Source organism: Chryseobacterium phosphatilyticum, from assembly GCF_002899825.2.
GTDB lineage: Bacteria > Bacteroidota > Bacteroidia > Flavobacteriales > Weeksellaceae > Chryseobacterium > Chryseobacterium phosphatilyticum.
Genome location: NZ_PPED02000004.1, coordinates 94,188 through 107,919, shown reverse-complemented (window position 1 = coordinate 107,919; position 13,732 = coordinate 94,188). Strand labels below are relative to the sequence as shown.

The window sequence follows — 13,732 nt, the reverse complement described above, 5'->3', positions numbered from 1 at the left end:
TTATGATCAGGTTATATATTGTGTAAGATACTTATGAAACTTTAGTGGATTCCAGAGTTTCAATATTCTTTACAATATCATTGCTTTCACATTTTTTAAGTTCTTTGATCAGTTTGGAAGTAATAAGTTTAGGATTGATAATCTGTGTAGCAACTTTAGCAGCGGCATAATCAACAATACCGATGACGGATTCCTTCAGAAAATTGGGTGTATTTGAAGAAACTACAGCTGTTGTCCATGATGTTTCTCTGGCTTTGGAAATCGCAAAATCAAGCACAGCATTGTCACTGCCGTTAGAAAGCTGATCAATGAGATTAATCGGGTAGCAAATTGTATTCAAGGAATCCTGAACATTTTGGTTGATAGAAGCAATCACATTGTTGATATTTTCAAAATCTTTTCTGAGTGGATTTACCTTTCGGTAAGGCATTATGGAAGCGGCTGAAATGCCAAGATCAAGATTGATATGAGCATTCATGCCTAGAAAAATATGTTGCAGAATGAGGAGGTCTTTATTTTTGGATGCTTCAAAGGCAATAAACCATGAATTGGAACATCGTATTCCTTGATGATAATTTTCCCATGCCTGGAGATATCTTTGGGCAAATGCAATATCAAGTTGTGTCATTCTTGGATTATCGTCAAATTTCTTTTGTTGAATTCCTTTGAGGACTTGTGCCGTCATAATCCGGTAGGTGCAAGCAAAATATCCGGCAGGGCTTTGATTTTCTTTACACCAGATAATAATAGTATCCAGTTTTTTCAAAACTTCTTCAATAGTTTTCATGGCGTTTTATTTATTTAAATATAATAAAAAGTATATATTGCCTTGAAAATTAATTAGGATGATATCTTTATAAACAACAAAGTGAGCAGAAAGCTCACTTTGTTGTTTATTGCGTTAAGGAGTAATTATAATCGGATCTGGAAAAGGTTCAAGAACCAATGGTTTACACATTGCTGCCGGTTCACATCTGTCGCCCATACATATAAAATTAGTCATTGTAGTGGAGCCATCGGGACATCTGATCATAGCCTCACCAGGGCATCCGCCGGGACATGGTGCAGGATATAAATACCCGCCGAATACATCTTTCAGTTCTGTTCTCGAAAGTTTTGAGAGATTCATTTTTTTCATGGAATTAATTTTTTATTAATAGTTTGGTTGGTAAGTTCTTATAATGTATGGTATAAGTTGATTACTATATCGCTAAAATAATAAAAATTGATTGATTTTTGATGGTTTTATAGGAAAAAATATTCAATATTTTATTTATAATATATTGAAATGTAGTGTTTTGTAAAATATTTTATATATTTAAATCTCTAAAAAAGGAAATAAAGAGACAGAGGTATCCAAAAATCTTAAAGAGTAGGAACTTATAGTAAAACAATACCTATGAAAAATGTAAAAAGTTTAAACAGAAGAGAATTGAAAACCATTTTAGGTGGATTGGAAAGGGCATGTGAACCTCCTATAGATGGAGTTTGTAAACCAGGCTATGCATCCTGTGATCCTTATTGTTGTTTTCGTATCATAAAACCACACCCTATTTGCAGTGACTGGTAAAGATCCGCCATCCGGAATTTTTTATATCGCAAAACGATATGAAATGAAAGAGAGTATGAAAAATAAAATAGCAGCAGTTGATTACTGCTGCTATTTATATGATAATGATGTTACTGTTAATTATTTTTTTACTGCTTTAATTGTTTTAGAGCTTCCATCTTTCATCTGAAGGCTGATCAGATATAATCCTGCATTCAAATCAGAAAGGTTAAGCTGATGCGTGGCGGCGACAGTTTTCAATTGTCTTCCGGATACATCACTTACGATAATCGTTTTTACATCCTTGATATCTGAAATGTTCAGAATATCCTTAAACGGATTAGGATAAACTGAGATATCGGCTTTTTTATTAGCCATTGTTTCAGAAGTTCCCAGTACCGCATCTACTTTTATCGTGTAGTCTTCAACTTGTCCCTCGTTTACATCAGAACATGGATTAGATAATTCTGTTCTTACTGACGTTGTGGAGCTGTTGAACTGATACTTAACTCTCATTCTTGTATTTCCTAAAGCTGCTGTAGCAGGTACTGCAATGTTTTTGTTGACCGTTACAGTATTACCGGTACCTCCTGCAAAATCAGAAGTTACGAAATAAGATTCTCCAGGATCACTGAAGCTTCCATTCTGATTCCAGTCTATAAATACGGTAAACCCAAATCGGTTGTTACCAAGTCCTGTAGCGGTAAGAGTTAATGGATAAGAGGACCCTCTTGCAACAGTAGCTATTTTGGAAATGAAGTTTTCATGACCACTTCCTGTATTGGCTGTAGTGCTTGAAGCATTAGTCATATCACTCAGGACGACGTTAGAGATTGGGTATACGCTGGATCTTGCCAAAAGTGGGCTACAATATGGAGCAAACGGGTTGCTACCTGTTGTGAAAGAAATTTCAGTACACCCTGTTGCATCACCTAAAGAATTCGTTGGAGTAACAGTTGCATAAAGAGTTGTGTTTTGCGGGAATGTCTCGGTTGATGCCGGGGTATGGAACGTATTAGTAGTTGTTCCTGTATAAATATTTGAACTTCCCGGAGTTGTTCCTATTTTCACTTTATAACCTTCAGATCCTGCAGTGGCGGCCCATGTAATTTGTTGGCGTACAGACGTGCCAGTTGCACCTGTAACAGGAGCACTTATTGTTGTACAAGCAGGAGGTGCTGTTACTTCCTGTTTGATGCTGACCTTATCTATAAAGCTGTAAAAATCAAACGTAGTTCCTGAACTACCTACTGTCTGGATTCTTAATCTGAAATTACCATTGACATTGGCGCTTTCTGGAATAGTACCTGTAAACGGAGCACAGGTCTGAGCTGTACTGGTTAATGTAATTGGGCTTCCAACCGGAAGATAGGTAGTTCCGTTATCCGTTGAATATTCAACATTGATAACCCCTCCGATACTGCTCGTTGCATCATATGGAGTGGTCGTGTATTGAAAAGAAATATCAATTTTTTTCCCGTTGGCCGTCACACTTGCAGGTTTCGTATACACGAGATTAATTGTTCTGTTGGCTACACTTGACCCGTAGGCTTCAGCACCTATCTGTATATTTCCATCACAGGTGCTTCCTAAATAAGTACCTGCCGTACCACCGCTGGTATCGGTGTAACCGCCGCTGATAACAAAGCCGGGATAGGTTCCGTTTTCAAAGCTCTCATTAACTAAAATTTGGGCACTGCTCATCGAGGCAAGTACCATTGAACTCAAGAATAGTATTTTCTTCATATGGTAAAGTTTTATTTCACCGAATATAATAATATTCTGAAAAACAACCAAATAATTGTAAAATTTAGAATTTATCTATTGATCTTTCATAGATTTTCTTTTTTTACTATCATATTTAAATTGATTTTTACCTTATGTTGTGACTCTGTTTTTGGAGGATTGATTAGCTAGGGTTTAAAAGCTATTACGGATTTTCCTTTGAAATTTCATCATGATGCTTAAGGTATAAAGGTAAAGCTGCTGATCCGTACCAGGGGAATATTTCATAACTGAAAACACCTGCCTGAACTGCCGGATCTGTTTTTACCCATTGTTCGGCTTCTTCTTTGGACTTGGTATTGAAAATAAACATGCCCCTGTAATTTTCCTTATTCTTTTCAAGGAAAGGCCCTGCTACAATAATCTTTTCCTCATCAGCCAATCTTCCGATATTAGCCATATGTCCTTTCATGACTTCGCTCATTTTAGTTTTATCGTCAATTTTCGTATTGCCGGTGGTGAGCATCACAATCGTATAAGCTTTCATTCCATATTGGTCAGCTCCCAGTGACGTTGCCAGTTCCTGATTGAATTTTGCTTTTTCTTTTTTCTTTTCCTGAGCAAAAGAGAAAGTGGTTATCAGAATACTAAGAACTAAATAAAATTTTACTTTCATGATATGATTTTTAAGATGATATGAATATCTGAAATATAATACCTCGAAACTAATTCTAGTCTTTTATTCTTAAAAACTCTTTTGCCAATTCAATCATTTTAGGATCGCCGGTATATTTTCCATGCTCATCAGAAAGTTTTACGGTAGGGATCCACTCTTTATTAGGAGCCTGTACACCGATAAGTTTCATGACAATATTCATAGGTTTCAATCCGACATCATTGGTAAGGTTGGTTCCGATTCCAAAAGAGATCCCTATTTTTCCTCTGCAATAATTAGTAATTTCTTCTACTTTTTCCAGATTAAGAGCATCTGAAAAAATAATGTATTTAAACATAGGGTTAATGCCATTTTTCTGATAGTGGGCAATTGTTTTATCTGCAAATTCTAATGGATCACCACTGTCATGGCGGACCCCGTCAAATAGCTTGGCGAATTTTTTATCAAACTGCTGAAAGAAGACATCTGTAGTGTAGGTGTCGGACAGAGCCACTCCGAGATCTCCTCTGTACACGTCTACCCAATGTTCCAATGCCAGTTCATTGGCCATTTTGAAACCATATTCTGCTGCATGAAACATAAACCATTCGTGAGCGTGGGTTCCTATTGGTTTTACGCCGTACTTCATCGCAAAATGAACATTTGAACTTCCTATGAATGTAGAATCTTTCTTGTGCATTAATGCTTCCATTACCAGATTCTGTACCTTATAAGAATGTCGTCTTCTGGTTCCAAACTCTGCGAAGGTTACCCCAAGTCTGGCCAGAGAATCTGCTTTTTCAACTGTTCTTTTCATCACCACTTCGTTAGAATCCCTTTCCATATGGTTCATTTCATAATGCAACTCACTGATCAACGCCAGTAATGGAACTTCCCAAAGGATCGTTCTGTACCAAAGTCCTTCAACCACCACAGATAAGTCACCCCCTTCCTGATGGATTTTTACTTCAGAAGGGTCAAAATGATAACCTTCTAAGAAATCCAGATAAGGAAGATCAATATAAGGACAGGTTCTGGCCATAAATTTTTTCTCGTCCTTGGTCAGCTTAAGTTCTGCCATTTTGTTAACTGCTTCTTTTAATGCAGCATCAAAACCTTCAGGAAAATGATGTTTACCTCTGTTGATAAATTCATACTTAACGATAGAATTTGGAAATAATTTTACCACTGCATTTTGCATGGTTATTTTATAAAAATCATTATCTAGAATAGAGTTCAGTCTTACATCGTTCATAATATGTGTAATTTTAACGCAAATATAGAAAATAAAAATAAAATCGCCTAAATGTAAGGCGATTTTTTTGAATTATTTTGATCATGTTTTTCGATCTATTTTCCCAGATAAGAATTATACATCCAAACTTCTTTTTCCTGTTCGGTAATATAATCGCTCATTTGAGAGTTGGTTCCTTCATCTCCTGCTGCATCCGTAATATCTAATAGCTCCCTTTGAAGATCAAGCACTACTTTAAATGAACTTAAAATTTGTTCAACACTTTTAGTACCATCACTCACTTCTTTGCTTTCTTTGATCGTGGCTACTTTCAGGTAGTCTGAATAGTTATGTGCCGGAATTGCTCCCAATGTCAGGATTCTCTCTGCAATTTCATCAATTTTTAAAACCAGACTATTGTAAAGTTCTTCAAACTTTGGGTGAAGGGTAAAGAACTGGTCTCCTTTAATATTCCAGTGAGAGCCTCTAGTATTTTGATAGAATACGGAATAATTGGCTAAAAGGACATTTAATTTTTCTGAGATCTTTTTGCAGTCGGCTTCTTTAAGGCCAATAATACTAGCATTTTTCATATGTATATATTTATTTTTAAGGTTGTGTGCAATTCGCTATCACAAGTCGGACTATTAATTTTCGGTGATAGCTGTTGATGCGTTTATCAATTGATATATCAAATTTACGAAATATCATGCCGAACTCTATTGATTATTAATAGATGATAACTATAAGAAAGTTTTTTAAAATAGTTTGGATTTATTAGAATATTCAGGTTAGCCTATAGTGGCCTAATTAAGGATGTATATCTACCAAATTAAAGGTTATATAATATGTTTGATTACTCCTAAAAATGAAAAAATGTAGCCCTGATCAGGTAAGAGGGCATTCCAGAAATATATATATTATTCCCTTGTTGTTGAATTCTTAAGAATTAGATAATGATTAGTTAATATACCGCGGATTCTGTTTCTCTAGCTTTGCAACCGAAATCCACAAATAATATATATAAGGTTATGAAAAAAATCTTCTTGTATTCAATACTATCATTCTTTGCTCTGTCATGCAGTAATAATGATACTGACGCACAAGCAAAAACCGAAGATAAATACCAGACAAAAAATGTAGTTCTGCTTGTTGTAGACGGGCCGCGTATTTCTGAAACCTGGGAGGCTGCCAATAAAGAAAATATTCCAAACAGGGTTAATCTTTTAAGTCAGGGGGTATTTATCAGCAATTTTAAAAATAACGGAACAACCAATACCAATCCGGGGCACAGTGCGATGTGTTCAGGGATATATGAAAATATTAAAAACAATGGTACCGAATTACCGGGATATCCTTCTGTGATGCAGCAGTGGTTAAAGTTTACAGGAGCAGATAAGACGAAAGCATGGGTGATTGCTTCCAAAGATAAACTGGAAGTGCTCAATGACTGTAAGCTGGCAGACTGGAAAGGAAAGTTTCAGCCGAGTGTTGACTGCGGTGTTAGCGGTAATGGATCAGGATATCGTGAGGATGCTGTGACGATGACCAATACAAAAGAGGTCATGAAAAAATATAGCCCGAATCTTATGGTAATCAACCTTAAAGATGTAGACTCCAATGGACATGCTAACAACTGGGACGGATATATTAAAGCGATTAAAACTACAGACGTCTCTATTAAAGAAATATGGGATTATATACAGTCGCTTCCTGCTTATAAAGATAAAACAACTCTTATTGTCTCTAATGATCATGGCAGACATATAGATGCCAACGGAGGTTTTGCAGAGCATGGCGATGATTGTGCAGGATGCAGGCATATCGAATTTTTTGCCATGGGTCCTGATTTTAAAAAGAACATCATCATCAGCACAGGAAACTATGAGCAGATTGATATTGCAAGTACAATTGCTGAACTCTTAAGATTTCCCGTACAGTATGCAAAAGGAAAAGTTATAAAGGATGCATTTAAATAAAAAATAATTTTTGATATGAACCTCTTTGATTTGAATGCCATAAAATCAAAGAGGTTTTTAATAGCGATCAAAAGCAAAAAATATATTTTTAAAAGAAATAAAAATACATAACTACTTGTCAATTAAAAAAATATTAGTATTTTTGCAGCCTAAAATAAAAAGCAATTAAATGCCTACTATTCAACAATTAGTAAGAAAAGGAAGAGCCACGCTTGCCAAGAAGAGCAAATCGGCTGCCCTTGATTCTTGTCCACAAAGACGTGGTGTATGTACGAGAGTATATACAACTACACCGAAGAAACCTAACTCTGCACTTAGAAAAGTAGCAAGGGTAAGACTTTCTAACGGTAAAGAAGTTAACGCCTATATCCCGGGCGAAGGACATAATCTTCAAGAGCACTCGATAGTATTGGTTAGAGGCGGAAGGGTGAAAGACCTACCGGGAGTACGTTACCACATCGTAAGAGGTGCATTAGACACCGCTGGTGTAAATGGAAGAACTCAGAGAAGATCTAAGTACGGAGCTAAGAGACCTAAACCAGGACAAGCAGCTGCTGCTCCTGCAAAAGGAAAGAAAAAATAATCATTAAATAAGGTACAGAAGCAATGAGAAAGACAAAAGCGAAAAAAAGACCGTTGTTACCAGATCCGAAGTTTAATGATCAATTGGTAACGAGATTCGTAAACAACTTAATGCTTGACGGTAAGAAGTCAATTGCATTCAAAATTTTCTATGATGCATTGGATATCGTAGAAACTAAAAAAGGAGAAACTGAGAAAACAGCCCTTGAAATCTGGAAAGATGCATTAACAAACGTTATGCCTCACGTAGAAGTACGTTCTAGAAGAGTAGGTGGAGCTAACTTCCAGATTCCTATGCCAATCAGAGCTGATAGAAAAATTTCTATGGCAATGAAATGGTTAATTAGCTACTCTAAAAAGAGAAATGATAAGTCTATGGCTTTGAAATTAGCTAATGAAGTAGTAGCTGCTTCAAGAGAAGAAGGTGCTGCTTTCAAAAAGAAATCTGATACTCACAAAATGGCGGAAGCTAACAAAGCTTTCTCACACTTTAAATTCTAATCTGAAATGGGTAGAGATCTTAAATTTACAAGAAATATTGGTATTGCTGCTCACATTGATGCAGGTAAGACTACCACTACAGAAAGAATTTTATTCTATACAGGGGTAAACCACAAAATTGGTGAAGTTCACGATGGTGCTTCTACAATGGACTGGATGGAGCAGGAAGCAGAAAGAGGTATTACTATTACTTCTGCTGCAACTACTTGTTCTTGGAACTTTCCAACTGATCAAGGAAAACCTGTTGCAGATACTAAACCTTACCACTTCAACATCATTGATACACCGGGACACGTTGACTTCACTGTAGAAGTAAACAGATCTTTAAGAGTATTGGATGGATTGGTATTCTTATTCTCTGCAGTAGATGGAGTAGAGCCTCAGTCTGAAACAAACTGGAGACTTGCTGACAACTACAAAGTTGCTAGAATGGGATTCGTAAACAAAATGGACAGACAAGGTGCTGACTTCCTTAACGTGGTAAACCAGGTTAAAGAGATGCTAGGATCTAATGCAGTTCCAATCGTTTTACCAATCGGTGCTGAAGAAGATTTCAAAGGAGTTGTAGACTTAATTAAAAACAGAGCGATCATCTGGGATGAGGCTGGACAAGGTGCTACTTTCGAGGTAGTTCCAATTCCTGAAGACATGAAAGATGAAGTTCTTGAATATAGAGAGAAATTAGTAGAAGCTGTTTCTGAGTATGACGAAACTTTGATGGAGAAATTCTTTGAAGATCCGGATTCAATTACAGAAGAAGAAATCAATGCTGCATTGAGAGCTGCTACTATCGATTTATCTATTATCCCAATGACTTGTGGTTCTTCATTCAAGAATAAAGGAGTACAGTTTATGTTGGATGCAGTATGTAAATACTTGCCTTCTCCATTGGATAAAGATGATATCAAAGGTACTGACCCAAGAACTGACGCAGAAATTACAAGAAAACCATCTGTAGATGAGCCTTTCGCTGCTTTGGCATTTAAGATTGCTACTGACCCGTTCGTGGGAAGATTAGCATTCTTCAGAGCATACTCTGGAAGATTAGATGCTGGTTCTTATATCTTGAACACTCGTTCAGGAGATAAAGAAAGAATCTCTAGAATCTATCAGATGCACGCTAACAAGCAAAATCCGGTAGAATATATTGAAGCTGGTGATATTGGTGCTGCAGTAGGTTTCAAATCTATCAAAACGGGTGATACAATGTGTGACGAGAAAAATCCAATCGTTCTTGAATCGATGGTTTTCCCTGATCCGGTAATCGGTATCGCTGTTGAGCCTAAAACTAAAGCTGACCAGGATAAAATGGGTAACGCTCTAGCTAAATTGGCTGAAGAAGATCCTACGTTTACGGTTAGAACTGACGAAGCTTCTGGACAAACGATCATCTCTGGTATGGGTGAACTTCACTTAGATATCATTGTAGACCGTATGAAGAGAGAATTCAAGGTTGAAGTAAACCAAGGACAACCTCAGGTAGAGTACAAAGAAAACTTAACAAAAGTTGCCAACCACAGAGAAGTTTACAAAAAACAATCTGGTGGTAAAGGTAAATTTGCTGACATTGTATTTGAACTAGGACCTGCAGACGAAGGTAAAGTTGGTTTAGAATTCATCAATGAGATCAAAGGTGGTAACGTTCCTAGAGAATTTGTTCCTGCAATTGAAAAAGGATTTAAAGCTGCAATGAAGAACGGTCCATTGGCTGGTTTCGAAGTTGAAGGTATTAAAGTTACTCTTAAAGATGGATCTTTCCACGCGGTGGATTCTGATGCTCTTTCATTTGAAATGGCTGCTAAATTAGGATTTAAAGAAGCGGGACGTGCTGCTAAGCCAGTAATTATGGAGCCTATTATGAAACTGGAAGTTGTAACTCCGGAAGAATATATGGGTAACATCATTGGTGACCTTAACAAAAGAAGAGGTACAATCAGTGGTCAGGAAGAGAAAAACGGTGCTGTTGTAATCAAAGGTTCTGTTCCACTTTCTGAAATGTTTGGATACGTAACTACTCTAAGAACACTTTCATCAGGAAGAGCTACTTCTTCTATGGAATTAGAGAAGTACCAGGCTACTCCACAAAACGTTGCTGAAGAAATCATAGCTAAAGCAAAAGGTTAATTTTTAAATTAAAGAAATGTCACAAAGAATCAGAATAAAACTAAAATCTTACGATTACAACTTGGTAGACAAGTCTGCTGAGAAAATCGTAAAAACGGTAAAGGCTACTGGTGCTGTTGTAAACGGTCCTATTCCATTACCAACGAATAAGAGAATCTTCACAGTGTTGAGATCTCCGCACGTAAACAAGAAAGCAAGAGAGCAGTTCCAATTATCAGCTCACAAGAGACTGATGGATATCTACTCTTCTTCTTCTAAAACTGTTGATGCTCTAATGAAATTAGAACTTCCTTCAGGAGTTGACGTTGAAATTAAAGTGTGATAACTGCATACTTTGCAATGATTATAGAATCCGTTCCTTTTAGGGACGGATTTTTTTGTGTAGTAAATGAAGAATAAAACAGGGTTTGAAAATAAATTTGCTCTTTTTTTGATTTTGCTATCCTTAATCATAAAGTAGCTTTGAAGGGATATGATTATACATTTTGTAGATGCTTTAACTTATTTTTAACTATTCTAAATTAGAGTTGATAATCTGATATTGATTAGTCTTCTTTGGGTGACATATCTCACCTTAGTTTATTTATTTAGAATTATTAAAAATAATAATTTTGCAAAAAAATTATTGATGTTTAGAACAGTATCTTTTTCCTTACTGGTTTTAGGATCAGCTTTTGTGAGCGGTCAGAAAACTAAGGACACGTTAAAAAGTAACCATATTAATGAAGTAGTAATAACGGGTTCCGGGTATGCTCAGAAGATCAAAGATACCCCTGCAACTATTTCTGTAATTTCTCAGGCAGACCTTAAAAAAAGAGCGTATAGAGATATTACAGATGCATTACAGGATGTTCCGGGTGTGTTCGTGACAGGAGGAGGAAGTACAAGTGATTTTTCAATAAGAGGAGCTGAATCTGGGCAGACATTAGTTTTAATTGACGGTAAAAGAATCAATACAAGGGAGACCAGACCCAACTCTGACGGTCCCGGTATTGAACAGGGATGGATGCCACCATTGGAAACCATTGAAAGAATTGAAGTAGTAAAAGGGCCCATGTCTTCACTATACGGTTCAGACGCCATGGGAGGAGTAATTAATATTATCACTAAGAAACTGAGTGACGGTTGGAGAGGATCTGTTGGAACAAGTTTAATCCAGCAGGTACATAAAGAATCAGGGAATACTTACCAGATTGATGGATATGCTGCCGGTTCTTTAGTGAAAAATCTCCTTCAGATGAAAGTTACAGGAAGCTATTCAGACAGAAATGAAGATAAATTTGTAGGTGGATTTACCGAAAGAATAATCAAAGCTTTTGGTACAGAATTCAGCCTTACTCCCAATACAAAAAATACCTTTAAGCTAAGCTACGATTATAACCGTCAGGAAAGAAACCAGAATCCGGGGTATTCATTGGGACCTAAAGCAAAGAGCTCACGTAACAACTACGAGAGAAATGTATTGGCATTAAGCCATAAAGGTGATTACTCAAACTTCCATACGAACTCTTATATCCAGTACGACAATACCAACAATCCAAACAGGGATATGAGATACGAAACTCTATCAGCGTACAGCCTTAATAATTTCAATATTAAAGATCATGTGATCAGCTTTGGTGCAGAATACAGATATGAAAGACTGAATGACTTAGGAAATAAGATGAAGTCTGAAAATGGAGAAGTGGTAACCAAACTTACACGTTGGAACTGGTCTGCATTTGCTGAAGGAAACTGGAAGTTAGTCAACAAATTACACCTTGTTACAGGGGCACGCTTGGATAACGATGAGAACTATGGTGCCAACTTTACACCAAGGGGATATTTAGTATGGAGTGCTACAAACAACTTTACTTTTAAAGGAGGTGCTTCATGGGGGTATAAAGCGCCAGGTTTAAGAGCAGTTAATCCAGGATGGGGACAAGTAACAGGAGGTGGAACTCAGGATGGGGTTATCATTGGAAACAAAGACCTTAAACCGGAAAAAAGTTTTAACCAGGAGTTAACGGTAATGTTTGAGGATAATAAGAAAGTGATTAATCTAAGTGTAACAGGATTTAACACAGACTTTAAAAACAAACTGGTTGAAGTTAGAAAATGTAACAACACCGAAGAATGTAAAGAATTTGAAGCGCTTTACAATCATATCTATGACTTTATCTCAACAAGAGAAAATCTTGGTAAGGCAAACAGTATGGGACTTGAAGCAAACCTTGGAGTCAATGTATCAAAAGATATTATATTAAAAGCAAACTATACATATACAGATACAAAGATTAAATCTGAAGAAATTCCTGCATTGTACAATAAGCCGTATGCAAGAATTCCTAAGCACATGGCCAACGTAAATCTATCCTGGAAAGCAAATGACAGCTTCGAGTTCTGGTCAAGAGGAAACTACAGAAGCGAAAGCCAACCAGGCGTAAGCAGAGGTAAAGCCCAGGAATACCCAATCCCATCTTACTTCTTATTAGATTTAGGGACAGTGTACAGACTCAATAAACATGTTCGTTTCACATTTGGAGTATACAATCTGCTGGATAAAGATATCCGTAATGATACAACAGACCCTGCTAACAATTTTGGTTTCAGAATAGATGGAATAAGATATCAGTTTGGAGCGAATTACTTCTTCTAAAATACAGTAAACATTAAAATAAAATATCGATGAAAAGTACTTATATTAAAACTATTGCAGTAGCATTTGCAACTTTATTGATTGTTTCATGCTCAGGAGATAAGAAGAAGGGAATCGACTATAACGAGTTTAAAACTCTGGTACAGCTTACTCCGGATCAGGTAAAAAGTTTCGACGAAATCACTAAAAAATATCAGGATATTCAGGAGCAAAACTTCCAGGCTGCCAAAGCGCAAGGAGGTAATATGGATCGTGTAGCGCTGGGAATCAAAAATGAGGAAGTACGAGCGCAACAATCTATTGAAATGGCTAAAGTTCTGGATGCTCCTCAAATGGAGCAATTCAACAAATTTGTAGATGAAAACTCCAGAAAAAGACCTAGATATGACAATGCTTTGTTAGAAAGAATCAAGGCTGAAGCTCAGCTTTCAGAAGATGAGTTCAAAGTAGTAAACGCTGCCAATGATGCATTTGAAAAAGCATTTAATGATGCCCACGATGTGTATCACGGGAATAATGATCTGGCAAAAGAATACTGGGAGAAATTTGATGCACAAAGAAAAGCAGCAATTCAAAAAGCACTTACTCCTGAACATTATACAAAATTCGCTGATATTGTAAAAGATGTTCAGTTCAAAGGAAGAAAATAATATGTTTTAAGTTTTGAATGTGGGAAAAAGAGGTGTTTTAGCTATTAATAACTTCTTTGCTCAGATTCCAACTTGTATTCGTATTAACTTTTTTT

At 36.5% G+C, this 13,732-nt stretch carries 13 protein-coding genes; 7 read left to right on the top strand and 6 right to left on the bottom strand.

Annotation, left to right across the window (positions count from 1 at the left end; genetic code table 11):
* Positions 1-31: 31 nt before the first annotated feature.
* From C1631_RS16250 to C1631_RS16225, 6 genes are all read right to left on the bottom strand, one after another.
* Positions 32-787 (bottom strand): DUF5995 family protein, encoded by a 756-nt coding sequence (locus C1631_RS16250; protein WP_109713410.1) that lies wholly within the window; start codon positions 785-787, stop codon positions 32-34.
* A gap of 114 nt (positions 788-901) precedes the next feature.
* Positions 902-1,129, bottom strand: coding sequence for a hypothetical protein (locus tag C1631_RS16245; protein ID WP_123966712.1), 228 nt, complete (start codon positions 1,127-1,129; stop codon positions 902-904).
* 561 nt (positions 1,130-1,690) lie between these two features.
* Positions 1,691-3,295, bottom strand: a complete 1,605-nt coding sequence (locus C1631_RS16240) for a GEVED domain-containing protein (protein ID WP_123966710.1) — start codon at positions 3,293-3,295, stop codon at positions 1,691-1,693.
* Positions 3,296-3,479: 184 nt separating this feature from the next.
* A complete protein-coding gene (locus C1631_RS16235) occupies positions 3,480-3,950 on the bottom strand; it encodes a YciI family protein (protein WP_103248041.1) in 471 nt (156 codons plus the stop codon).
* Positions 3,951-4,005: 55 nt separating this feature from the next.
* Positions 4,006-5,184, bottom strand: a complete 1,179-nt coding sequence (gene pncB, locus C1631_RS16230) for a nicotinate phosphoribosyltransferase (RefSeq protein WP_109713409.1) — start codon at positions 5,182-5,184, stop codon at positions 4,006-4,008.
* A gap of 95 nt (positions 5,185-5,279) precedes the next feature.
* Positions 5,280-5,756 (bottom strand): Dps family protein, encoded by a 477-nt coding sequence (locus C1631_RS16225; protein WP_103248039.1) that lies wholly within the window; start codon positions 5,754-5,756, stop codon positions 5,280-5,282.
* A gap of 438 nt (positions 5,757-6,194) precedes the next feature.
* On the opposite strand from C1631_RS16225, the gene C1631_RS16220 reads away from it, so the two are divergent.
* From C1631_RS16220 to C1631_RS16190, 7 genes are all read left to right on the top strand, one after another.
* Complete coding sequence (locus tag C1631_RS16220; protein WP_103248038.1) at positions 6,195-7,142, top strand: sulfatase-like hydrolase/transferase; 948 nt, start codon at positions 6,195-6,197, stop codon at positions 7,140-7,142.
* A 169-nt stretch (positions 7,143-7,311) separates the two neighbouring features.
* Entirely contained in the window at positions 7,312-7,725 is a 414-nt protein-coding gene (gene rpsL, locus C1631_RS16215) for a 30S ribosomal protein S12 (protein WP_002983146.1), read from the top strand.
* 23 nt (positions 7,726-7,748) lie between these two features.
* Positions 7,749-8,225 (top strand): 30S ribosomal protein S7, encoded by a 477-nt coding sequence (rpsG, locus tag C1631_RS16210; protein ID WP_034677991.1) that lies wholly within the window; start codon positions 7,749-7,751, stop codon positions 8,223-8,225.
* A gap of 6 nt (positions 8,226-8,231) precedes the next feature.
* A complete protein-coding gene (gene fusA / locus C1631_RS16205) occupies positions 8,232-10,349 on the top strand; it encodes an elongation factor G (protein WP_109713406.1) in 2,118 nt (705 codons plus the stop codon).
* A gap of 16 nt (positions 10,350-10,365) precedes the next feature.
* The gene (gene rpsJ / locus C1631_RS16200; protein ID WP_002661363.1) at positions 10,366-10,671 is read left to right on the top strand and encodes a 30S ribosomal protein S10; all 306 of its coding nucleotides are present in this window, start codon (positions 10,366-10,368) and stop codon (positions 10,669-10,671) included.
* A 306-nt stretch (positions 10,672-10,977) separates the two neighbouring features.
* Entirely contained in the window at positions 10,978-12,987 is a 2,010-nt protein-coding gene (locus C1631_RS16195; RefSeq protein ID WP_103246780.1) for a TonB-dependent receptor domain-containing protein, read from the top strand.
* A 29-nt stretch (positions 12,988-13,016) separates the two neighbouring features.
* Positions 13,017-13,637: a hypothetical protein gene (locus tag C1631_RS16190; protein ID WP_103246781.1), complete on the top strand. Its 621-nt coding sequence runs from the start codon at positions 13,017-13,019 to the stop codon at positions 13,635-13,637.
* Positions 13,638-13,732 lie beyond the last annotated feature (95 nt).